Source organism: Nocardia sp. NBC_01009 (assembly GCF_045208035.1).
Classification (GTDB): domain Bacteria; phylum Actinomycetota; class Actinomycetes; order Mycobacteriales; family Mycobacteriaceae; genus Nocardia.
The window spans coordinates 7,514,261-7,535,166 of sequence record NZ_CP108695.1 but is presented as its reverse complement, the minus strand read 5'-3'; the positions used below and the strand labels follow the sequence as shown (position 1 = coordinate 7,535,166).

General features: G+C 66.8%; 19 protein-coding genes. 12 read left to right on the top strand and 7 right to left on the bottom strand.

Annotated features, from left to right (window positions below):
• The first annotated feature begins 58 nt into the window (after positions 1–58).
• From OHA42_RS33980 to dgoD, 8 genes are all read left to right on the top strand, one after another.
• Entirely contained in the window at positions 59–1,108 is a 1,050-nt protein-coding gene (locus OHA42_RS33980; protein WP_406232024.1) for a substrate-binding domain-containing protein, read from the top strand.
• Positions 1,099–2,622, top strand: a complete 1,524-nt coding sequence (locus OHA42_RS33975) for a sugar ABC transporter ATP-binding protein (RefSeq protein WP_406232023.1) — start codon at positions 1,099–1,101, stop codon at positions 2,620–2,622. The genes OHA42_RS33980 and OHA42_RS33975 overlap by 10 nt, the downstream gene beginning before the upstream one ends.
• Positions 2,619–3,677 (top strand): ABC transporter permease, encoded by a 1,059-nt coding sequence (locus OHA42_RS33970; protein ID WP_406232022.1) that lies wholly within the window; start codon positions 2,619–2,621, stop codon positions 3,675–3,677. Before OHA42_RS33975 ends, OHA42_RS33970 begins: the two co-directional genes overlap by 4 nt.
• A gap of 72 nt (positions 3,678–3,749) precedes the next feature.
• The gene (locus tag OHA42_RS33965; RefSeq protein WP_406232020.1) at positions 3,750–4,661 is read left to right on the top strand and encodes an SMP-30/gluconolactonase/LRE family protein; all 912 of its coding nucleotides are present in this window, start codon (positions 3,750–3,752) and stop codon (positions 4,659–4,661) included.
• Complete coding sequence (locus tag OHA42_RS33960) at positions 4,651–5,262, top strand: bifunctional 4-hydroxy-2-oxoglutarate aldolase/2-dehydro-3-deoxy-phosphogluconate aldolase (RefSeq protein WP_406232018.1); 612 nt, start codon at positions 4,651–4,653, stop codon at positions 5,260–5,262. The genes OHA42_RS33965 and OHA42_RS33960 overlap by 11 nt, the downstream gene beginning before the upstream one ends.
• A 310-nt stretch (positions 5,263–5,572) precedes the next feature.
• Positions 5,573–6,517: a sugar kinase gene (locus OHA42_RS33955; protein WP_406232016.1), complete on the top strand. Its 945-nt coding sequence runs from the start codon at positions 5,573–5,575 to the stop codon at positions 6,515–6,517.
• 17 nt (positions 6,518–6,534) lie between these two features.
• On the top strand, positions 6,535–7,290 hold the full coding sequence (locus tag OHA42_RS33950) for an SDR family oxidoreductase (protein ID WP_328404644.1): 756 nt from the start codon (positions 6,535–6,537) through the stop codon (positions 7,288–7,290).
• Positions 7,287–8,432 carry a galactonate dehydratase gene (gene dgoD, locus OHA42_RS33945; protein ID WP_328404642.1) on the top strand — a complete coding sequence of 382 codons (1,146 nt, stop codon included), beginning with the start codon at positions 7,287–7,289 and terminating at the stop codon, positions 8,430–8,432. Before OHA42_RS33950 ends, dgoD begins: the two co-directional genes overlap by 4 nt.
• Before the next feature lie 4 nt (positions 8,433–8,436).
• On the opposite strand, the gene OHA42_RS33940 is transcribed toward dgoD, so the two are convergent.
• The 3 genes from OHA42_RS33940 to OHA42_RS33930 all read right to left on the bottom strand — a co-directional run bounded on the left by OHA42_RS33940 (position 8,437) and on the right by OHA42_RS33930 (position 10,434).
• A complete protein-coding gene (locus OHA42_RS33940; RefSeq protein ID WP_406232014.1) occupies positions 8,437–9,096 on the bottom strand; it encodes a hypothetical protein in 660 nt (219 codons plus the stop codon).
• Between the two features lie 157 nt (positions 9,097–9,253).
• On the bottom strand, positions 9,254–9,577 hold the full coding sequence (locus tag OHA42_RS33935; RefSeq protein ID WP_406232012.1) for a hypothetical protein: 324 nt from the start codon (positions 9,575–9,577) through the stop codon (positions 9,254–9,256).
• 62 nt (positions 9,578–9,639) lie between these two features.
• Positions 9,640–10,434 carry an aldose 1-epimerase gene (locus tag OHA42_RS33930; protein ID WP_406232010.1) on the bottom strand — a complete coding sequence of 265 codons (795 nt, stop codon included), beginning with the start codon at positions 10,432–10,434 and terminating at the stop codon, positions 9,640–9,642.
• A 424-nt stretch (positions 10,435–10,858) separates the two neighbouring features.
• On the opposite strand from OHA42_RS33930, the gene OHA42_RS33925 reads away from it, so the two are divergent.
• The 3 genes from OHA42_RS33925 to OHA42_RS33915 are packed head-to-tail and all read left to right on the top strand — an operon-like array spanning position 10,859 to position 13,507.
• Entirely contained in the window at positions 10,859–11,182 is a 324-nt protein-coding gene (locus OHA42_RS33925) for a hypothetical protein (RefSeq protein WP_406232008.1), read from the top strand.
• A complete protein-coding gene (locus OHA42_RS33920) occupies positions 11,179–12,495 on the top strand; it encodes a hypothetical protein (protein WP_406232006.1) in 1,317 nt (438 codons plus the stop codon). The genes OHA42_RS33925 and OHA42_RS33920 overlap by 4 nt, the downstream gene beginning before the upstream one ends.
• Positions 12,482–13,507 carry a hypothetical protein gene (locus OHA42_RS33915; RefSeq protein ID WP_406232004.1) on the top strand — a complete coding sequence of 342 codons (1,026 nt, stop codon included), beginning with the start codon at positions 12,482–12,484 and terminating at the stop codon, positions 13,505–13,507. Before OHA42_RS33920 ends, OHA42_RS33915 begins: the two co-directional genes overlap by 14 nt.
• Before the next feature lie 205 nt (positions 13,508–13,712).
• Here OHA42_RS33915 and OHA42_RS33910 read toward each other — a convergent pair whose 3' ends face one another.
• Together OHA42_RS33910 and OHA42_RS33905 are read right to left on the bottom strand one after the other, a co-directional pair.
• Positions 13,713–14,498, bottom strand: a complete 786-nt coding sequence (locus OHA42_RS33910) for a MerR family transcriptional regulator (RefSeq protein ID WP_406232002.1) — start codon at positions 14,496–14,498, stop codon at positions 13,713–13,715.
• A gap of 154 nt (positions 14,499–14,652) precedes the next feature.
• Positions 14,653–16,194, bottom strand: coding sequence for a serine hydrolase domain-containing protein (locus OHA42_RS33905; protein ID WP_406232000.1), 1,542 nt, complete (start codon positions 16,192–16,194; stop codon positions 14,653–14,655).
• A 449-nt stretch (positions 16,195–16,643) separates the two neighbouring features.
• Here OHA42_RS33905 and OHA42_RS33900 point away from each other — a divergent pair, with 449 nt between their 5' ends.
• Positions 16,644–17,594: a DNA polymerase domain-containing protein gene (locus OHA42_RS33900; RefSeq protein ID WP_406239795.1), complete on the top strand. Its 951-nt coding sequence runs from the start codon at positions 16,644–16,646 to the stop codon at positions 17,592–17,594.
• A 508-nt stretch (positions 17,595–18,102) separates the two neighbouring features.
• Here the strand turns inward: OHA42_RS33900 and OHA42_RS33895 are convergent.
• The gene (locus OHA42_RS33895; RefSeq protein ID WP_406231998.1) at positions 18,103–19,695 is read right to left on the bottom strand and encodes a cytochrome P450; all 1,593 of its coding nucleotides are present in this window, start codon (positions 19,693–19,695) and stop codon (positions 18,103–18,105) included.
• A gap of 68 nt (positions 19,696–19,763) precedes the next feature.
• On the bottom strand, positions 19,764–20,018 hold the full coding sequence (locus OHA42_RS33890) for a hypothetical protein (RefSeq protein WP_406231996.1): 255 nt from the start codon (positions 20,016–20,018) through the stop codon (positions 19,764–19,766).
• Between the last annotated feature and the right edge of the window lie 888 nt (positions 20,019–20,906).

Below are 20,906 nucleotides of genomic sequence, written 5' to 3'. Positions count from 1 at the left end.
TACTGTAACCCGCATCACTATGCGACGCCGCTGTGCGTCAGATCACGTAGGAGTGCTCATGTCCTCGACTCACCGACGCCCTTGGACCAGCGCCGTGCTGTGCGGGGTGGCGCTGGCATTGGCCGCGACCGCCTGCTCATCGGGCAAGGAGACCGGCTCACAGACGAGCGGGCCACAGCACAACACGGGCACGATCAGCCTGGTGTACGCCCAGAAGCAGGGCGACCAGGAGTACTTCATCGGCGAGGCGGAGGGCGCCAAGGCCAAGGCCGCCGAACTCGGTGTCGAGCTGAAGGTGGTCAACCTGGGCAACGACGCGAACAAGGCGGTCACCGAGGTCAACAATGCGGTCAATCAGAAGGCGAGCGGCGTGATCGTCGTCGTCCCCGATCCCTCGGTCGGGCCGCAGGTCGCGCAGCTGACCAAAGCGGGCGGCGTCGCGTTGCTGACCTCCGACGACCAGGTCTGCACCAGCGGGCCGGACCCGTCGAAGTGTGCCAAGGATCAGCTCGTGCCCCGGGTCGGCTTCAGCGGCGCGCAGATGGGCGCCGAGGTCGGGACCAGGGCCGGTCAGGACTTCAAGAAGGCCGGATGGAAGCCGGAAGAGACCGCGATCATCGACGCCTGGAAACAGGACGTGACCGTCTGCACCGACCGGGTAAACGCCAACCAGAAGGCATTCCGGGAGGCGGCGGGCGTCGACGTCCGGGTGATCGAGGTCGGCACCGACAACACTCCATCGGACGCGCAGAACAAGATCTCCGCGACGGTCGCGGGCAACAGGTCGGTCAAGAACTGGATCGTCATGGGCTGCAATGACGAGAACGTCAGTGGTGGTGTCGCCGCGATCCAGAACTCCGGATACGCCGCGGACAATGTGCTCGGTGTCGGCCTCGGCGCGTATCTGGCGTGCAAGGAATGGCGCGGCGGCAAGCCGACCGGCTTCAAGGCTGCACTGTTCATCAATGGCAAAGACGTGGGTGCGCTTGCGGTGCAGACGATCTACGACTACCTGAAGAACGGCAAGCCGATGCCTGCCGAGGCGTTCGCGCCGACCACGATGGTGGATTCGAGCAACTGGCAGCAGGCGGGCGTCACATGCAGCTGACGGGATTGCGTGTGACCGGGGTCGGCAAAAGCTTCGCCGGGGTCCCCGCCCTGCGCGAGGTGAGCCTGGACTTTCCGGCGGGCGCGGTGACGGCCCTGATGGGGGAGAACGGCGCGGGCAAGTCCACCCTCATCCGAATTCTCGGCGGCGATCACCGACCGGACAGCGGCACGCTCGAACTCGATGGCGCGCTGTTCGAACCGGCCACCCCGGCCGCCGCGCGGGCGGCCGGGATCCGGGTGATCGCCCAGGAGCCGGAGATCGTGCCGCACGTCTCGGTCGCCGAGAATGTCTATCTCGGATCGCTGCCACGCCGTGCGGGCCGCCTGGTCGACCGGGCGGCGTTGCGTGAGCGGGTGCGCGCCGACCTGGCCAGGCTCGGCTTCGATCGCGACCTCGATCCCGGCGCCCTCGGTTCGAAGCTGACCGCCGCGCAGCGTCAGCTGGTGGAGATCATGCGGGCATTGACCACCGACGCCAAGGTGATCGCGTTCGACGAGCCGACCTCGTCGCTGTCCGAACACGAGACCGAGTCACTGTTCGCGCTGATCGGCCGGTTGCGAGAACGCGGCCTCGCGGTGATCTACGTGTCGCACCGGATGCAGGAGATCTTCCGGCTCGCCGATCGGGTGGCGGTACTGCGCGACGGTGCGGTCGCGGGCGTGCGGCCGACCGGCGAGACCACCGACCGGGAGATTGTCAGGCTGATGGTCGGCCGCGACCTGTCCACGCTGTTCACCCGCAAGCGCCACGCGCCGGGCCCGGTCGTGCTCGAAGCCGACGCGGTGACCACCGACGACGTGCGGGAGGTCAGCCTGCAGGTGCGGGCCGGTGAGGTGGTCGCGCTGGCCGGGCTGGTCGGCGCAGGCCGGTCCGAGCTGGCCGGGGCGCTGGCCGGAGATCTGCCGATCCGCTCCGGCGAGGTCCGGGTGGACGGCAAACCACTGCGGCTGCGCCAGCCGCGCGATGCGGTGCGGGCCGGGTTGGGTTACGCGCCAGAGGAGCGCAAGGCCCAAGCTCTGCTGCTGCATCGCGGTGTGCGCGACAACATTTCGCTCGCGATGCTCGACCGCTTGCGGCGCTGGCGGTTCATCCGGCGCGGCGCCGAGCGGCGCCTCGCCGAGCAATACGTGCACTCGCTGCGGGTGCGGACGCCCTCGATCGAGCAGGAAGTGCGCAAGCTGTCCGGTGGTAACCAGCAGAAGGTGGTGCTGGCCCGCTGGCTGGCCCGCAAGCCGGCGGTTCTGATCCTGGACGAGCCGACGCGCGGCGTCGATGTCGGCGCCAAGGTCGAGATCTACCACGTCATCGAGGAACTGGCCGAGTCCGGGGTTGCGGTGCTGGTGATCTCCTCGGAGCTACCCGAAGTACTCGGTCTCGCCGACCGGATCGTCGTCATGCAGCACGGCCGCGTCACCGGCGAACTCGACCGCAGCGAGGCCAGCGAGGAAGCGATCCTCGCGCTGGCCATGGCCGAAGACCTGACGTCGCACACATCTCGAGGAAACCGATGACCGAACAACAACTCGCACTCGCCACGGAACCCGCGGCCACCGACACTCGACCACCGGCGCTCCGCTATACCGCCGCGCTCACGCCACGAAACCTGGTGCGCGCCATCGGGACCGGCAACCTCAGCCTGATCGGTGCGCTCGTGGTGATCGTCGCGATCTTCGGCTGGCTCAACGACGGGTATCTCGATCCGGCGAACCTGGCCGGAATCGGTGATGCGGTGACGGTTTTCGGTCTGCTCGCCGTGGTGCAGACCGTCGTGATCATCTGCGGTGCGCTGGACATCTCGGTCGGCTCGCAGGCCGGTGTCGCCTCGGTGATCAGCGCGATGGCGTTCACCGCGACTGCGAGCAACGCGTTACTCGGTGTGCTCGCCGCGATCGGCGTCGGGCTGGTGCTCGGCTTGGTCAACGGCGTGATCATTGTTTACGGCCGGGTCAACCCGGTGATCGCGACGCTGGCGACGTTGGCCGCGTACAAGGGCCTCGCCCAATTGATTTCCGGCGGCAAGGCCCAGGGCTTCGTGCTGGACAACGACGTGTTCATCTTCCTCGCCAGGGGCAAGGTCCTCGGTCTGCCGGTGCCGGTGATCATCCTCGCGATCGTCGCATTGGGGGTGCACGTCCTGCTGAAGTACACCGACATCGGCCGCAATATCTATGCGATCGGTGGAAACGACACCGCCGCACGGCTTTCAGGCATCAACATCAATAAGTATCTGATCGCGGTGTACGTACTCGCGGGCGTGGTCGCCGCGATTGCCGGGATTATCCTGACCGCGCGCACCGGGTCCGGCCAGCCGGTGTCGGGCAGTGAAGGACTCGAGCTCAAGGCGATCACCGCGGCGGCGCTCGGTGGCTGTGCACTCAAAGGCGGCAAGGGCACGGTTGGCGGCACTCTGCTCGCGGTCGTGCTGCTCGGCGCGCTGGACAACGGTCTGAATGTCGTTGGTGTCAACACCTTCTGGCAGAACGTCGCCCAGGGATCGCTGTTGGTGGCCGCCGTCGTCATCCAGCAGCGCCGCAGCGGCGAACGTGCCGTCGGACTACCGACCTGACCGTTTGCCATGTTCTGCCGACCGGTGGTGATCGCCGTTGCCGTCGGCCAACCGAGATATCGGGAGCGAATCATGATCATGTTGCGCGCGCATCCGTGCGGCCCGCCGCCGGGGCGGTTGTGCGAAAGTCCGGTGTGGGACAGCCGCACCGAAGAAGTGCTGTGGGTGGACATTCGCGGCGGCCACGTCCACCGCGCGAGGTTGACCCTCGGTGACAGCGGTCCGGATCTCGCCCACCGATCCACGATCAGGCTGGACCCTCCGGTCAGTGCGGTGGTGCCGTGCGCATCCGGTGGACTGCTCGTGACCGCCGGCGCGACCTTCTACCGAATCGAGGCCGACGGCACCGTCGACCGAGTCGCCGCACTGTCGTTGCCGGACGATGGAATTCGGCGGCGCCTGAACGATGCGAAGGCCGACCCGAGGGGAAGATTGCTCGCAGGCACGATGTCCGAGGACGGTGTCGAGGGCAGCGCCGCTCTCTACCGACTGGATCCGGACGGCACGCTCGGCATCCTGCGCGACGGGGTGACGATCTCCAACGGGCTCGGCTGGAGCCCGGACGGCGCTATCCTCTACTACGCCGACAGCCCGACCCAACGCATCGATGCATTCGAATATGACCTTGCCACAGGCACTTTCGGTGGCAGACGGCCGTTCGCACGATTCGACGACGGCGATCCCGACGGACTGACCGTCGACGCGGACGGTCGCGTGTGGGTCGCGGTCTGGGGTACCGGCCAGGTTCGCGCTTTCGACCCCTCCGGGCGGCAGTGTGCCGTCATCGACGTCGGCCCGTCGCAAGTGTCCAGCTGTGCTTTCGCGGGGCCGGATCTGGATGTCCTGGTGATCACCACCGCCGCCGAGGGACCGGCCGTGCTCGAGCCCGATGCCGGTCGTTTGTTCGTCTGCACGCCTGGCGTGACCGGTCTGCCCGCCACCCCATACGCCGACGTGGGGTTGGTGAGATCCGATGTCCGATAGCCCCTTGAATCTCGACACGCCGATCATCGCGATCCTGCGTGCCCCCACGGCCGCGCGGTTCGCGGAAGTCGCCGCGGTGTTGCACGAATCCGGCATCACGGCAGTGGAATTCACCCTCACCTCCGCAGGCGCACTCGATGCGCTGCGCGACTGCGCGGGATCGGGCCACCCCATCGGCGTCGGCTCCGTGCTGAGCGCCCGAGACGCCGCCCGAGCGGTCGACGCGGGTGCGGCCTACCTGATCACCCCGATCGTCAGTGCCGAGGTCATCGCCGAGGGCCGCCGACTCGGCGTCCCGGTGATCTCGGGCGCGTTCAGCCCCACCGAGATTCACTACGCGCGAGCGGCAGGCAGCACCATGGTCAAGGTCTTTCCCGCCTCGGTGGGCGGGCCCGAATACCTTCGAGCCATCCGTGCGCCTCTGCCCGACATCCCCTTGGTCCCCACCGGCGGCGTCGGTCTCACCGATATCGAGGCATACCTGGATGCGGGCGCCGCAGCCTTGGGTATAGGTTCGCCGCTCATCGGCGACGCCTGTGCCGGTGGCGATCTCGACGCGCTGCGTGAACGCGTATCGGTCGTGCGGGAGCAGTTGTCATGAGGGTCGATTCGCTCGGTCGAGGGCACCTCGGATCCGCGCGTGCCGGGGGCGGTCTCGGTGGGTCGCGCTTCCGGATGTGCTGTCGATCTGGGAAAGCTGTCGGCGAGGTGTGTGGTGTCGGTCGCGCGTTCGTCGGATTTGCTTGTGCCGGTGGCAGTCTCGCGCGTTCACCGGAACGGGTATACCGCGCCGCGGGGAGGTTGTCGATGAGGGACAACTTGCCCGCTGCGGCGCACATCGAACTCGCCTGTGCCGGAGGCGACATCGACGTGTGCTGCGACCGTGCGCCCGTCGGGAGGGACCAGTTGTCATGAGGGGCAATCTGGTAACTCTCGGCGAAGCTGTCGGCGTCGTCGCCGCCACCGAGCCGGGGCCGTTGGCGCCCGGCGCGACCATGCGGATGGACTTCGCGGGTGCGGAGGCGACGGTGGCCATCGGCGTCAGCAGGCTCGGCCACGACAGTGCCTGGGTGGGCACGGTCGGGGACGACGCGGTGGGCCGGATGGTGCTGGATCGGTTACGGGCCGAGCGGGTCGATGTCTCGCGGTGTCGAACCGATCCGGAGCTGCCGAGCGGACTGATGCTGCGCGAGCGGCGGACGGCCGATCGGATTTGCGTCACCTACTACCGCAGGGGGCTGGCCGGTTCGCGGTTGTCGGCGGACGATATCGACCGTGCGCAGATCGCCGCGGCGCAGGTGCTGCACCTGACCGGGATCACGCCCGCACTGAGCGCGTCCGCGCGCGACGCCGTGCACACGGCGTTGGACTGCGCTGTCGATTCCGGTGTGACGGTATCGCTGGACATCAACTACCGCCGCGCGCTGTGGTCGCCGTCGGAGGCCGCGGCGGAACTGGCCGAGCTGTTGTCGCGTGCCGACATCGTGTTCGCCGGACCGGAGGAAGCGGCCCTGCTCGTGTCTGCGGCGAGCGCCGCGGAAATGGCTGAAGCCCTTGCCGCACAAGGTCCTTCGCAGGTCGTGCTCAAACTCGGAGCCGAAGGGGCGCTCGCGCTGCACGACGGCGAGCTGATCACGCAACCACCGATCGCCGTCACCAGCGTCGATCCGGTGGGGGCAGGCGACGCGTTCGTCGCCGGTTACCTCGCAGGCGTGCTCGACGGCAGGTCCGTCCGGCACCGCCTGGACCTGGCCGCCACCTGCGGCGCATTCGCCGTATCGGTGCCGGGTGACTGGCAAGGCCTGCCACTGCGGCGCGAACTCGGTCTGCTCACCGGGGCCGACATCAACCGATGACCACGAAAGGAAGACCATTGAGTCGTCTGGCAGACCGGGTCGCGGTCGTCACCGGGGCCGCGTCGGGGATCGGTGCGGCCACCGCGCAGCGCCTCGCCGCCGAGGGTGCCGCGGTCGTCATCGCCGATATCGCCGAACCCGCGGGACAGGAGGTCGCAGCGAAGATCCGCGCCGCAGGCCAACGCGCCGAATTCGTCGGGTGCGACGTGTCGGACGAAAGGTCGTGGATCGAGCTCCGGGAACGCGTCACCGAGCGCTTCGGGCCGCTGGACTTCTTGTGCAGCAACGCATCCATGCAGGCCACCGTCCCCGCACATGAGCTGACCCGGCAGCAGTGGGACGAGGGTCTCGCGATCAACCTGACACCGCTGTTCCTCGGTGTGCGCACCTTCATCGACGATCTGCGCGCTCGGCGCGGCAACGTGGTCGCCGTCTCCAGCGTGCATGCCCACTTCGGGCTTCCCGGCTATCCGGTCTACGCCGCGGCCAAGGGCGGGCTGACCGCCCTGGTCCGGCAGCTCGCTGTCGAATACGGACCGTCCCGAGTGCGGGTCAACGCCATCCTCCCCGGACCCGTCCTCACCCCCGTGTGGGATGACGTGGACGCCGAGGGTCGCAGGCTCTCGGCACAGGCCACCGTCCTGGACCGGCTCGGCGCCCCGGAGGAGGTCGCGGCCGCGGTCGCCTTTCTCGCCTCGGACGACGCGTCCTTCATCACCGGAACCAACCTGGTCGTCGACGGCGGCTGGAGCGTGCGAAAGGAGTCCCGGTGAAAATCACCGCACTCACCACCTACCTGGTTGCGCCGCGCTGGTGCTTCCTGCGCATCGACACCGACGAGGGCATCACCGGCTGGGGTGAGCCAGTGATCGAGGGCCGCGCGCACACGGTCGCCGCCGCGGTCGACGAACTGGCCGACTACCTCATCGGCCAGGACCCGATGCGCATCGAAGCGCACTGGCAGGTGCTCACCAAAGGCGGCTTCTATCGCGGTGGACCGATCCTGTCGAGTGCGGTCGCCGGGATCGACCAAGCGCTGTGGGACATCACGGGAAAGGCGCTCGGGGTACCGGTGTGGCAGCTGCTGGGCGGCGCGGTCCGCGACCGGATCCGGGTGTACAGCTGGATCGGCGGTGACCGGCCCGACGATGTCGCGCAGGCCGCGCTGGAACGAAAGCGACAGGGCTTCACCGCCATCAAGATGAACGGATCGGCCGAGCTGGAGTTGATCGACACGCCACGGGCCACCATGGCGATCGTGGAGCGAGTTGCCGCCGTGCGGGAGGCGACCGGCGACGACTTCGATATCGCCGTCGACTTCCACGGCCGGGTTTCCATCCCCATGGCACGGCGCGTGCTGCCGCTGCTCGAGCCCTACCTGCCCTTCTTCGTCGAAGAGCCGCTGGTGCCGGAGGCGAGCAGCCAGATCGGCGAAATCACCCGCGCCACCAGCATTCCCATCGCCACCGGCGAACGACTGTATTCACGGTGGGACTTCGACACCGTGCTCGACCAAGGCATCGCCGTGATCCAACCCGACCTCTCGCATGCGGGCGGTATCTCCGAAGTCCGCCGGATCGCCGCCTGTGCGGAGACCCGCGATATCGCCCTCGCCCCGCACTGCCCGCTCGGCCCCATCGCGCTCGCGGCCTGCCTGCAGGTCGGCTTCGCCACCCCGAACCTGCTCATCCAGGAACAAAGCCTCGGCATTCACTACAACACCGGATCCGACCTGCTCGACTATCTCCTCGATCCGGCCGTTTTCGCCTACCGGGACGGCTACGTCGACCTGCTCGAGGCGCCCGGCCTCGGTATCCGGATCGACGAACAGGCGGTCGCCCGCGCCGCCGAGCACGGCCACCGCTGGCGAAATCCGGTGTGGCACCGCAAGGACGGTTCCTTCGCCGAATGGTGACCAGTTAAGCCGGGGTCTGCGCCAGGTCCGGCAACGGCTCGGGCGCGAACTCCGGAATGTCGCTCAGGCCATCGATACCGAGTTCCGCGCGCGTCGCATTGATGACCGAGCGCTCCTCCTCGACGGTCCGCGCGATCGCCTTCGTCCACAGGGTGAGAACGGCCTGCATTTCCTCGCCGGTCGCCTCGTCGTCCATCTCGATCTTCAATCGCTGCAACGTGATATTTCGGGCGGCGGTCAGGGTGCGCAGCAGATCTTCGCAACGACTGGGGATCTCGCGATCCGACAGCACACGAAGTTTGTGGATGAGCCCGCCGCGTCCCCAGATCGTCTGCTCGATGTCCTCGCCGATTCTGTCGATGTCGTCGCTGCCCCCGACATTCCAGCGGTGGCAGGCCGACAGCTGCTGTCGAACCTCGGTGGCGACGGCCAGCACGGAGCTGACGGTCGTCAGAATCGTTTCGCGCCGCCACATTTCGTGTCCACGCTGTTCGGCGGCGGTATTGGTCAGCTCGACGGTGCGCTGCGCGGCGTCGAGTATCACCTGGTTCCGCTCGTCTGCGGCGGCGATCGCGCCGCGATTGGTGCGGTTGTTGATCACCACACCGATAAGCGCCACACCGGCGACGACCAACGAACTGAGGAGCGGAAGCCACGGAGTCACGGGTAGATCATTGCATCACGGGGAATCGGGGCCGTCTGATCGGCCGGTAATGCCGAAGGGCGACCGATTGATTCCGAGGAATTGGCTCGGCTCGAATCTGCGATCGACGCGCGGTTGCGCACCGAAGGACCGTTGCACTGCGGACTGCCGCTGACGGTCATCGTGGCCGAATGATCGGCAGCTGCGCCACGATGTCGGTGAGCAGCTCGGCCAGGGCCTGCCAGTTCGCGCCGGTCAGCGGGTCGTGGCCGGAATTATGTTGCGGCGATGGCTGTTTCATGCGCCGCCAGTAGTGGCGCACCGTTTCCGATATGCGATATCGCGCTGTCCCGGAAGATGTTTCGACGGTCACCACCGAACGGTCGACGAGCGCGGCCAGGTTCGCGAGCGCTGCGGCATCGGATTCGGCCACCGCCTCGGCGGCCTGCCAGGTGAAACCGCCCTCGAAAGGCCACAGCCCCAACAGCAGTGCCTTGTCCACATCGCCGAGTTGCGCGACACTCCATTCGATCGCGGCGGTCAGCGAGGCGTGGGTGACAGCGATTACAAACGTCGCATGCGCCAGCTGGATTCGATCGCGAGTGGTGCGTCGGGGGTGACAAGGCGCGGCAGTGTGTCGAGGCCGTTCGGCGGACCCGACTGCGGTTCGACGCAGACGGCCTCGTCCGTCATGTCGAAGACGACGACCCACTGCTCGGGGCTTGCGACGTTCAGCTCCAGGAACTCCGGCCAGACCAGGGTGACGTCGACGCCGCTCGGCATGCCGAAGCAATCGTCCCAGGGACCGGGGCGCGGTTCGATGCGCCGACCCGTCGGCAGGTAGTCCGATCCCCGCTCTTCCTGCCAGTCCGGCGAAAACTCGATGGCGACGCCCGCCCTGCCGGGCACCGGGTTGCGGTTGAACCACGGATGCCACCCGGCCTGTGCCGGAAAGGCGTCGGCATCTGCGGTGATGCCCATGGTCAAGGCAACCGAGTCCGGTGTGAGCGCGAAGGATTGCGTCACTCGGCCCGCGAACGGCCATGGCGCCGCGAACTCCTGGGTCAGGACAGCCTCGGTGCCGGAAGCTCGAGTCACCTTCCAGGGTCGATCGCGGACGGTGCCGTGGATGGCGTGCGGCGCGGCGTTCAGCGGGAGTTGGTGGACCACCGACCCGTTGGTGAAGCGCCCGTCGCGGATTCGGCCACACCACGGGGCCATGGGAAAGCAGCCGAACGTCGCGCCCTGCCGCAGCAGCTCGACGTCGTCGACGGTGAAGCTGCTGATCCGTCCGCCAGTGCCTGCCGACACTGTCAGCCGAACATCGCCTGCCGTGAGCGTGATCTCGTCAGCGGTCATCCCTGGTCAGGTCCTTTGTCTGCAGCGACTGTGGGGCAGGTGCCCGAATGCGAATGGACGCTAGTTGGTCCGCGCTGGCTTCGCGTGGTGTCGGAGCTGTGCGTCGCGTGGTGTTCCGGGCGCGACCGCCGAGGTGTGCGTACCGAATGCCTGTGACCCCGACTCTGTCGCAGAAGCGTAGGGGACTTTTTGATCCGAACCGTCGGTGCGACTATCCCTGCGCGCTGGCGCCATCGAATTGCCGGACTGCGCAACGGCAGTCGGTCCGGCAACCAGCGTCGGACCGAGCGGCGCGCTCCGGCTAAGATTCGATCGGAACAGTCCGCCTGTCGAGATCGGGCGCGCGCTGCCCACGAGCCAAGTAGGCTCACTGTGTCGAATTGTGTCGCGACAGCGAAAGATTGGTTTTCCGTAAGGGGGAACAGTGGACGCGCTGAAGCTCGACCCGGCGGTGCTTGCCGCCTACACCACGATCGCGAATACGGTCTCGCAACAGCTGGCGTCCGCGTCGGCGTCCGCGGCCGGTGCGATGAATCCGGAGCAGTTGGCCACCGATCTCGGGCTGGTCGGCGCCGGATTCGCAGCGCGATTCACCGAAGCGGTAGCCGAGCACACGCAGGCGCTCTCGACCGCGGGCCAGCTGGTTGCCGCCTACGGGAAGGTGCTGCGTGACTACAACGAGGACACGCACACCGTCGATACCGACACCGCGGGTGCCATTTCCCAGGCAGGGGAGGCGCTGACATGAGAACCATGAGCAGCCTGATGGGTTTGCGCAGGCGAGCGGCGACGACTCCGGTCAGCACGCCCGCAGCCACTCCGACGCCGGTCATGGACCCGGATGTCGATCCGCCGATCGTGGCCGCGCTCGTCAAGCCGTTGCTGGCGTTGCGCGCCTCGCTCGGCACCGGTGCCGCCATCCCCGACAATGCCATCACGAGTGCATTGGCCGCAGCCTCCACCCAGGTGGCCGATACCGAGGCCCCGCAACGCGAAGGCCTGCACGCGCTGGAATCGTCGTGGGAATCCACCGGTGCCGACGCCGCGGTGCCCGCGCTGCGCACCACCAGAACCGAGATCGGCGAGATCTCCGACCGAGGACCGGCATACCTGTCGGTGCTCGGTGACGCGCACGTCACCAGCTCCCGCGCCGCGCGGCGAGTGGACCAGATCATCGAGGACTTCCGCAAGGACGCTCGGGTGATCATGGGCAACGCGGCCTCGGCCCCGGACACCGATGCGGTGATCGCGCGGGCGACCCAGGCGCTGCGGGATGCCGTCACCACGGTCACGGCCGCGCAGACGGAAATGGACAGCCACACCCGGCGTCTGGACGAAATGGGACCGCTCACGGTGACCACACCGGCGGGCGTCGCGGCCAACCAGAGCACCACCCCCGGACAGCTGGTGCCCGGTGCCACCACTCCGGCTGCGAGCGGGCAGCCCTTGGATCCGGCCGCAGCGGCGCAGCTGCAATTGCAGCAGCAGTTGATCTCCGCGGGCGTGCAACTCGGCACCTCGGCTATCAGCGCGGGAGTCGACATCGGCACCCACCTGATCGACAAGATCGTCGAGGTCGGCACCCACGCCATGGACACCGTGGCCACATCGGTCGACAAGGCGATTCCCGAGCTCATCCACCCCGGCAGCACCACCGGCGGCGGCACTGCGGGCAGCGGCACCTCGACCACTCCCAGCGGCACACCGCTGTTCGATTTCGGTGGTGGAGCGCCGAAGCCGACTCCGGCACCGGGGACCGGCGCGGTGATTCCGCCTGCGCAGAACGGTTCCGCCGCGAGCGGGAAACCCGACACCAAACCGGCTCCCGCGCCGGCGGAGGGGCCGAATCCCTCGGCGGACGCGCCGTTGCCGAAACCCCCTGCGCCCGCGGGCCAGCCGGGTGTCACCGGTGGGTTGGCGTTGCCGCCTCCGCCCGGATCGGGCGACCAGGAGCACAAGCCTCGTGACGGTCAGCTCGGCGTGACCGTTCCGACCGGCGCGGAAGCAGTCCCGGCCGCCGTTATCGGCGACTTCGACGATTTCGGCGATGACACGCTCTGATCCCGGCGACTCGAGCAAGGATCAAGGACAGGCCAACCCATTCGATACCGGCCTGCCCATGTTGCGCCTGCCTGCCAAGCCACCGCCGAAGCGGCGTCGGCCCTCGGCTCGTCGCGCTTCGGGCGCTGAGCTGACCCCGGAGGTGGACGTGTCCGAGCAGCGACCGGACCCGAACCCCGGCCCGACACCGAGTCCGTCGGAGCTATCCGGCGATTGGAAACATTGGCTGGACGCGCCGAGTCCTGCCGAGGAATTCCCGGATTCGGCGGTCGAGCATGGTGGATATCCGATCCACGATGCGGACACCGAATCCGACCGCTACGAAGAGCCCGGTGAGCTGTTGCCGACGCTGGTCGACCGATCCGGCGGAAGTCCCGGCCCGCGACTGCGCCACCCGCCGCGGCGCCAGGAGCAAACGGGCGGCAGCAGGCTGCTCGCGGTATTGATCGTGTTCGGCATCGTGGTGGCGATCTCCGCGGTCGTGCTGATCGCGGTCAAGAGTTCCGGCAAGCACCAGCCATCGGTCGCGGCGACAAGTCCGGTGTCGAAGGCGACTTCGGCGTCGAGTGCTGTTACGCGTACCTCGGCAACCGCGGTGCCCGGGGACCGGTCGCCCGCGTTCGCGACCCCCGGTTGCGAGCAGCGCCGTACGCCGGATGTGGTGTCCGGCACCGACCCCGGCGGCACCAGCGACGGACCCTCCGCGATCCTCGCCTTCGAACGCGCCTACTACGTGCAACGCTCCGGCTCCGCGGCCCGCGCCGTTGTCGCCGATGACGCCGCCGTCCCGCCCGCCGAGCAAATCCAGCGTGGTATCAACCAGATACCCGTCGGCACCCTCTACTGCGTGCTGATCACTCGAACGGCGACCGGCGTCGGCGACGGCCAATCACACTGGGAGGTCCAGCTGACCCAGCAGAATCCCGGGCAGCAACTGCAGACCTTCACCCAGATCATCACCACCCGCACCGCTGCCAATCGGACCTTGATCACGGCGATCAACGCCGCCTGAACCGAGTTCGACCGGCGCGACGGTGCGCCTGCCGGAAAGCCTTGGCGCGCGACATGGTCGATGCACGAGGCGGCCCGGACCCGGTGCTGATCGTGGGCGGGCACCCGGTGCACCACCCTGCGTGACGCCGTGCAGCCGCTCCAGCGGTGTCTCTGGGCAGACCCCGGCCGGTCGCCGAGCCGAAAAAGACCGGAGCACGGCGAGGTCAGTGGGAGTCCGGTCTGGGGATATGGATGCCGGCGGCGCGGAGCCTGGTCTCGAACAGCGCAGCCGCCCGCGTCATGGCCGGTGTCTGCTCTTCGCCGTGGCGGGCGATCAGCGTGTACCGGGTCGCGGTGTCGGTGCGGGCTTGCAGGGCGGTCACGATTTTCAGGTGTGCGGGGTTGGCGAGGTAGTGGTCGGCCATGGCGGTGGCGAGCTCGGCGATGCGGGGGTCGTCGGTTTCCCAGGCCGCGGCCTCGGCGGCGCGCTTGATCAAGGCGACGTACCGGGGGTCGTCGAGGGCGTGTTCGAGATGGGTGAGGTAGTCGTCGAAGCCTTCTGGGACCAGGGCCTTGGCCAGCACCCAGCCCTCCCGGGCGTTCGCGACCTCGTCCGCAGGAAAGCTGAGGTCGGCCATCCGCTCCAGCAGCGCCACGGCGCGGTCGCCCAGCAGCGCCCGGTCGCCGTCGCCGAGCCGGTGCAGCGTGTGACGTCGCGCGATCAACTCCTCGATCCGTTCGGTGAGCTGCCGCTCGACGTCGGCGAGCGCGGCGGCGAACAGTGTGGCGTCGGCGTCGACCAGGGACCCGATCTCGGCCAGCGGCACCCCGGCAGCGGCCAGCGTCCGGACCCGCACCAACCGCAACAACTCGGCCGATCCGTAACGCCGGTAACCGGAGCTGTCGCGTTCGGGCTCCTCGACCAGGTCGAGCTTGTGGTAGTGCCGCACCGTCTTGACCGTGACGCCGACGAATGCCGCCGCCTGCCCGATCGTGACTCCGTTCCTCATCTGCTCAGCCTTCCTTGTGTTCGAGCCGCCGCTCTACTAGATGATGTTCAGCGCAACGGCGATGGTGCCGAACAGTTCGTGAAATGAATCGGAAAGTGCCCACCCAGCCGGGCAGAACTCGAGGGACGGGCCTGATGAGATCCCCGCCCGGTGTTCAGTCCGTCGCGGCCTGCTCACCGCAGAACACCTCGTTGACGAGCCTCTGCTGGGCGTTCTGGAATGCTGTTGCGATGGACAGCTCGGCGTCGTCCACGCAGTTCAGCGCGGCGGTCAGGGTCTTGCTGCCGTCAGGTGTGCTGTACATCAGCGCTGCGTGGCCCACGGCGCCGCCGTTGTGGGAGATGACGGTGCCGCCGCCTTCCGTGGTCACCACGAACACTCCCAGGCCGTAGTCCATGTTCGGGATGCCCGTCGGGTACGGGCTGCACATCTCGGCCAGCAGCGGGGCCGGCAGGAGCTTGCCGCTCATCAGCGCGGAGATGAACGTGTGCAGGTCCTGGGTGGTTGAGATCATGTCACCACCGGTGGAGATCCAGGACGGGTTCTGGCGGGTGATGTCGACCGTCTTCTGCTCGCCGGCGTCGTCGTAGCGGTAGTAGGCGTGGGCGTGCGGCTCGGGGAGCTGCGGCGAGGCGTCCGGCACCACGGTGCCCGACAACCCGAGCGGGCCCAGGATCAGCCGTTGCATCTCCTCGGCGAGCGAGCGGCCGGTGACCTTCTCGATCAGCAGCCGGGCCAACACGTAGTTGGTGTTGGAATAGCTCCAGCCCGTCCCCGGCTCGAACCGCGCCGGCTTGGACAACGCCAACCCCACCAGCTCCTGCGGCCGATAGGTCTTCAACCGGTTGTCCATCCACTCCGTGCCCGCGGGGCCGTAGGGCATGGGGATTCCCAGCACCATCGTCCCGTCGTCGTAAACCTCGCCGGTGAAGTTGAACAATCCGCTGGTGTGCTGCAACAGCATTCGCACCGTGATCCGCTCGTCCAGCTCGAACTCGGGCAGGTACTCGGTCACCGGGGTATCCAGCCCGATCTTGCCCTCGGCCACCAGCTGCAGCACCAGGGTCGCAGTGAAGGTCTTGGTGTTGCTGCCGATCCGGATGTGCCCGTCTACTGGAGGCTTCGCGGTCCCGCCCAGCTCTGCCGCCCCTGCGCTGCCGACCCACTCGCCCCGCTCATCGTGCACGCGCAGCGACACCCCGACGAAACCGGAATCGACGATGTCTTCGATGGCCTTCTGAAGTTCCGGGTGAGCCTGCCCGACAGCGGGCATCGGCTCGGCCCCGCTGTCCGAGGCCGAAGCGGCGTCGAGGGCTGCAGTGATCTTGCGGGCCATCTCGGCCGTGGTGGTGCTGGGCTTGTCCGGGTGAACAGCAGCGGCTTCGAGGGCAAGGAGGATGGTGCTGCGGAAGTTGTCGGCTTCTGCCGGAACGTGCTTGCCGAGCAGGTTCATGGCCGCGGTCAGGGCCGGCAGTACCCGGTCGGCGAGTTCGGCGACGGTTTTGCCTTTCAGTTCGATGTCCTTGGTCTTCGCGGCGAGCAGGTGCCCGACCAGACCGGTCGCCGATGTCAAGGCGATGGAGGCATTCGTGGCGGCCTTGTGGGGCGAGCCGGTGGCGGCGGCCATCAGCGACACGGCGCCGTACGCAGCGGTCCGCAGGGTGCTCTTGTCCTGGTCGGAAAGGGTGATGGACATAGTGGTTTGCTCCTCAAATCTGTTATGTCCGGTCGGCGTCGTGCCGCTGCGACGAGCTTCCACCCTGACCTCAGGTCAACCTCAACCATGATCTAGATCACAGCCACGCCTTCTTTGGGGTTGGACAGCTTCGGGAGCAGGGCGCCGTCACCGGGCTGCAGGTGGTGCTGACCACGCGGCCGCTCCACCATCCACCGCATCATCAGCGGAGCCGCACCACGGGCATAGTCATCGCGCGATTGCCGCTCATGACACCTTCTTCTGCCGGCGAGTCCACGAAACACCCTCGACTAGGCGGCATCTCGAACATCGTTGGATTTTCGGCGACTACTACCGGAACACCCACTGAGCGCCGGGCTGCCAGGTATCGGCATGGCAGACACGAGGGCGGGAAGGGGCAGCGCATCATGAGGATTGACCATGGCGCTGTCGCAGGGGATGGTGGGCTGATGAGCGGCGAAGAGGTCCGTGCGGGTGTGAAGCTGACCAATCTCGACACCCCGCTGTTCGACGGCGCGGAGGCGACCAAGCGGGATCTGATCGACTATCTGGAAGCAATCGGGGATCGGCTGGTGGGACAGCTGCACGATCGGCCGCTTTCGGTGCTGCGGATCCGGCCGGGGCAGGAACCCTTCATGCAGAAGAACCTGCCGAAATACACCCCGGACTGGATGCACCGCGTGACGATGTGGGCCGACAGTTCCAAACGCGAAGTCACCTATGCGCTGTGCGACGACGTGCGCACACTGCTGTGGTTCGGCAACCAGCGTGCGGTCGAATACCACACGACGCTACTGCTCGCGGAGTACGAGAAAGGTCCGACGCACCTCGTTCTCGACCTCGACCCGCCGCCCGGCCAACCGTTCCGGCAGGTCGTGCTCGCCGCCGAGCTGATCCGTCAGGCGCTGGACAACGACGGACTCGCGGGTGCGGTGAAAACCAGCGGCGCCAAGGGCTTGCACGTGTTCGTCCCGCTCGCGCCCGGCATTCCCATCGAGGACGTCGCCGCGGCGACCCGCGCGATCGCCGCGCGTGCCGAGCGCATCGATCCGGTACTGGCCACCACCGCGTTCATCCGTGAGGACCGCGAAGGCAAGGTTTTCCTCGACTCGACACGCGCGGGTGGCGCGACCGTTGTCGCCGCCTACAGCCCGCGGATACGACCCAGTACGACGGTGTCGTTCCCGCTCGGTTGGGCAGACCTCGGCAACATCACCCCGGGTGATTTCACCATCCACACCGCACCGAAGGTGCTCGGCGAACGCGACCCGTGGGCAGCGAATATGCCTGCGCCGCAAGCGTTGCCCGCGGATCTGATCGAGGAGGGCCACACCATCCCGATCGCCAGAGTTCAAGCGATGCACGAGGGAAAGCGCCGCGCCCGCGCGCGGCGCACTTAGTCCGGTTCGAGTCCCGGCCCACGTTGGTTGGCGTTCACGCTCTTCGACGCGTTCGCGTTCCCTTGCTGCCTCGCGGTAGCGGTGCTCGGCGTGCTCGGTCGAGTCCAATCGTTTGGGTTGCGGTTGTTGTTCTCCTGGCTGAATCCGGCCGACCTCCAATACGCGCACGACGTCTGTCCGATCCCCTTCTCGCACAGCGCGTTCACGTTGCTGCTCGATCGCTTGGCGGTCTTTGCGTTCCTTCTTCTCGCGTCGGACGGTCGCGGCGATGGATTCCAGGCCACGGCAATGTCCTTGTCTTGGTCGTCGCGACGGTTTTCGAGGAGTGCTTCCATCTCTTTGGCGTGGGCATTGTCCAAACCGACGGTATCGATCAGACCCCAACCGGAGTGCGCAAGCGGTTGGTGTGGAAATCAAGATAGAACTTCCGGCAACAGCATTGAACCGCCCCGCCGAGTCCATCAAAGTCCTGGACGCCGGGGCGGCTCAAACGGCCTTGTTCGCAGCGCTATCGCCGTTCGGTCAGCGTTGCGATGACCGGGAATTTGGTGTTGAGGGTTAGTGCGGAAGTCGGGGTGAGGTCCGGGTTCTCGATGGTCAACTCGAACCGGCGCATAATGGTCGAGAGTGCGAGCTGCATCTCCATCAGCGCGAACGCGTTGCCGATGCACAGGTGTCCGCCCGCGCCGAAGGGCAGGTACACGTTCCGGTCACGGGCAGCGACCGCGTCGGCGGTGAAACGGTCCGGGTCGAAGGTGTCCGGCTGGTCCCAACACTCCGGGTTCCGGTGTGCGTGATAGTAACTGAACATCACCGGAGTGCCTGCCGGGATGTGGTAGCCCCCGATCTCATCGTCCTCGTTGGCGCGACGTTGTCCCATCCATGCCGGCGGCTTGAGCCGCAACACCTCCTCCATCACCTGCTTGCTGTACGGCAGCGCCGGCAGGTCGGTCATGGTGGCGTGCCCGGCGGGCAACGCGGTGTCAACGTCATCGCGCAGCCGCTTACGTACCTCCGGATGCAATTGCAGCAGCAGCATGGCGGACGTCAAGGCCGAGGAGCTGGTCTCGTGACCGGCGAAGAGCATGGTAACGACCTCGTCGCGCAGCTCCCCGTCGGTCAGGTTCTCGTTGGTATCAGCGTCCGTGGCGGCCATGAGCATGGCCAGCAAGCCGCTGCTGTCAGTGTCGCGTAACTTGTTGATCACCGCGTAGACGATGGCATCCATCTCGCCGATCGCCCGCCAGAAGCGGCGGTGGCTCGGCGTCGGAAACTTCAAGGGGATCAAGGGCATCCGCACGAACTTTCCCAATTCGGCATTCACCCGCTGCGTCGCGCTGGAAAAGCCGGTGACTTCCGGGCCGTGGGGATCCAATCCGAACAGCGCCCGCACCACGATCCGCAAGGTGAGATGGCTCATCTGCTCGCCGACGTTGATCGTCCGGCCGGCTCGCGCATGTTCGGCCCATTCGTCACACATGGAGTCGATCTCGGCCACCATGATCTCGCTGAGGGCATTGATCTTCTTGTGGTGAAAGGCGGGTTGGACGAGGCGCCGGTTGCGTCGCCATCGGTTGTGGTCGGCGATGGTCGCCAGCCCGCGCCCCACGAACGGTTCGATGATGTCGTACATCTGGGTCTCGCGGGTGAAGTTCGCCATGCGTTCCTGCAGGATGTACTTGATGTGGTGGGGATGGGTGATCCCGACCATGTTGCCGTTGACCAGCTGGAACCGAAAAATGTCGCCGTGCTGAGTCATAGAGTCGGAGAGGAACGTAATCGGGTCGGTAACAAAGCGCCTGGTGTTGCGGAGGCGGCCTGCGACCATCGGGGGCAGCCCGCTGACAGCGGCGGAAGAGGGAGACACAACACCAAGTAAATCCGACCGCGTCGGTACTGGCGACAGTTTGGCAAATGTGACCGAAAGCGAACTGCCGCAGCGGTTTTTCGACCCTCGGGGTTCTAGAAACCACCGCTCATTGGGTAGCCTCGCCAACCCCGCCGTGTCGCCGGGGATCACATTCACCGCATCCATGTAATGGCGTGCTCGGTGATCTTCCGCGAACCTCAATGCCGCAGTCAGGCATGCGGCGAAGTCCATCCGGACACCGTGTACGAACACGCTGAGGTGGACGTCCGTCTCGTCCGGCCTCGGGGAAACGGTGGCGCTCATGGGGTCTCCGTGTCTCGAACACTGGTCGGGCTGACCGGGATTGCTTCGGTTTTGTCGAGGTTGTCGTACAGCTCGGGCCACCCGTCCTCGTCAACGGCGGCGAATCCTTCGCCCGTGATGTAGACGGTCGGACGACTATCCGCTGGAGCCAGGTCGAGCTTGCGTGCGGTGTCCTCGTGGAAGGCCGCGAGCAGCGCCTGTACGGATGGGGCAATCTCGCCGGGTGGCAGGTACAGAATCGGGTCGGACATCGTTCACGCTCTAACCGGTTTGCCGACGTGAGTGCTGTCAGACCAGGCGATCCCCAACACGTGACGGTCATCGACCACTCGGACACCCGTCCATGGGCACCGTTCCAACCGATCACCGCCCGTATGCATCTCGATTCCGTGGTCGATCAGTGACACCCATTTCAAGCAGAAGCGCTCAGGGCAGCGCACCTGAATCAGCGCCCCGTTGAGATCGAATCCTGAACCAGCGCAATGAGACAGGTTGATCCATGGCCCGCTGTCGTTGTCAGGCATGTGACACCGCCCGCACCCGGCCTGGTCCCACGCACGCGCGAACCGATTCGATGACCAGCAGGCCGGAGGGCCGGAAAATGTCATGTGGTGGTTCGATCCATTGCCTGATGGCTCCGGATTGCGTGGTCGGTGACGGTAACGCCACTGTTCCGCCGTCGCGGATCACAGATATGTTGTGTCGGAACAGATCAGCGAACAGCGGTACATCGTCGGGTACGTCGGGTCGGATCAAGAAGGTCCATCTGTTCGATCGTGGGTGCGACAGGATCGGACCGATAGCGGCTCCGCGCCGATTCATGTCGTGTTTGACCGATTGGCCCAGCGGTGCGGGCATCGTGAGTCCTCCGACGTGGGTGGCTTTCATGATGATGCGGCCCAGGCTCGGTGGGTCGATGGTCGCGGGCAGGTCGCATACCCGCCTGTAGAAGACGCAGCGGGATATCGGGGTGTCACCAAACGGTATGTGGTCCATCGGGATTGGCCTCTGCTCAGTTCGACAGTGGGTTAGGTGCGCCTGGTACTGCGGACTCGAAAGTCCGGCGCAGACATGGGTCTGTGGTGATGGGCGGGCCTGCCCATTTCCGTAGCGCGGTTGCGAAGCGATCGACCACGTCG

What these genes read in the sequence shown, in the direction of transcription:
- OHA42_RS33980 (WP_406232024.1), top strand. Translation starts at nt 59, where the DNA reads ATGTCCTCGACTCACCGACGCCCTTGGACCAGCGCCGTGCTGTGCGGG.
- OHA42_RS33910 (WP_406232002.1), bottom strand. Translation starts at nt 14,498, where the DNA reads ATGAGGAACGGAGTCACGATCGGGCAGGCGGCGGCATTCGTCGGCGTC.
- OHA42_RS33915 (WP_406232004.1), top strand. Translation starts at nt 12,482, where the DNA reads ATGACACGCTCTGATCCCGGCGACTCGAGCAAGGATCAAGGACAGGCC.
- OHA42_RS33960 (WP_406232018.1), top strand. Translation starts at nt 4,651, where the DNA reads ATGTCCGATAGCCCCTTGAATCTCGACACGCCGATCATCGCGATCCTG.
- OHA42_RS33890 (WP_406231996.1), bottom strand. Translation starts at nt 20,018, where the DNA reads ATGTCCGACCCGATTCTGTACCTGCCACCCGGCGAGATTGCCCCATCC.
- OHA42_RS33970 (WP_406232022.1), top strand. Translation starts at nt 2,619, where the DNA reads ATGACCGAACAACAACTCGCACTCGCCACGGAACCCGCGGCCACCGAC.
- OHA42_RS33900 (WP_406239795.1), top strand. Translation starts at nt 16,644, where the DNA reads ATGAGCGGCGAAGAGGTCCGTGCGGGTGTGAAGCTGACCAATCTCGAC.
- OHA42_RS33930 (WP_406232010.1), bottom strand. Translation starts at nt 10,434, where the DNA reads ATGACCGCTGACGAGATCACGCTCACGGCAGGCGATGTTCGGCTGACA.
- OHA42_RS33955 (WP_406232016.1), top strand. Translation starts at nt 5,573, where the DNA reads ATGAGGGGCAATCTGGTAACTCTCGGCGAAGCTGTCGGCGTCGTCGCC.
- OHA42_RS33975 (WP_406232023.1), top strand. Translation starts at nt 1,099, where the DNA reads ATGCAGCTGACGGGATTGCGTGTGACCGGGGTCGGCAAAAGCTTCGCC.
- OHA42_RS33920 (WP_406232006.1), top strand. Translation starts at nt 11,179, where the DNA reads ATGAGAACCATGAGCAGCCTGATGGGTTTGCGCAGGCGAGCGGCGACG.
- OHA42_RS33965 (WP_406232020.1), top strand. Translation starts at nt 3,750, where the DNA reads ATGATCATGTTGCGCGCGCATCCGTGCGGCCCGCCGCCGGGGCGGTTG.
- OHA42_RS33895 (WP_406231998.1), bottom strand. Translation starts at nt 19,695, where the DNA reads ATGGACTTCGCCGCATGCCTGACTGCGGCATTGAGGTTCGCGGAAGAT.
- OHA42_RS33905 (WP_406232000.1), bottom strand. Translation starts at nt 16,194, where the DNA reads ATGTCCATCACCCTTTCCGACCAGGACAAGAGCACCCTGCGGACCGCT.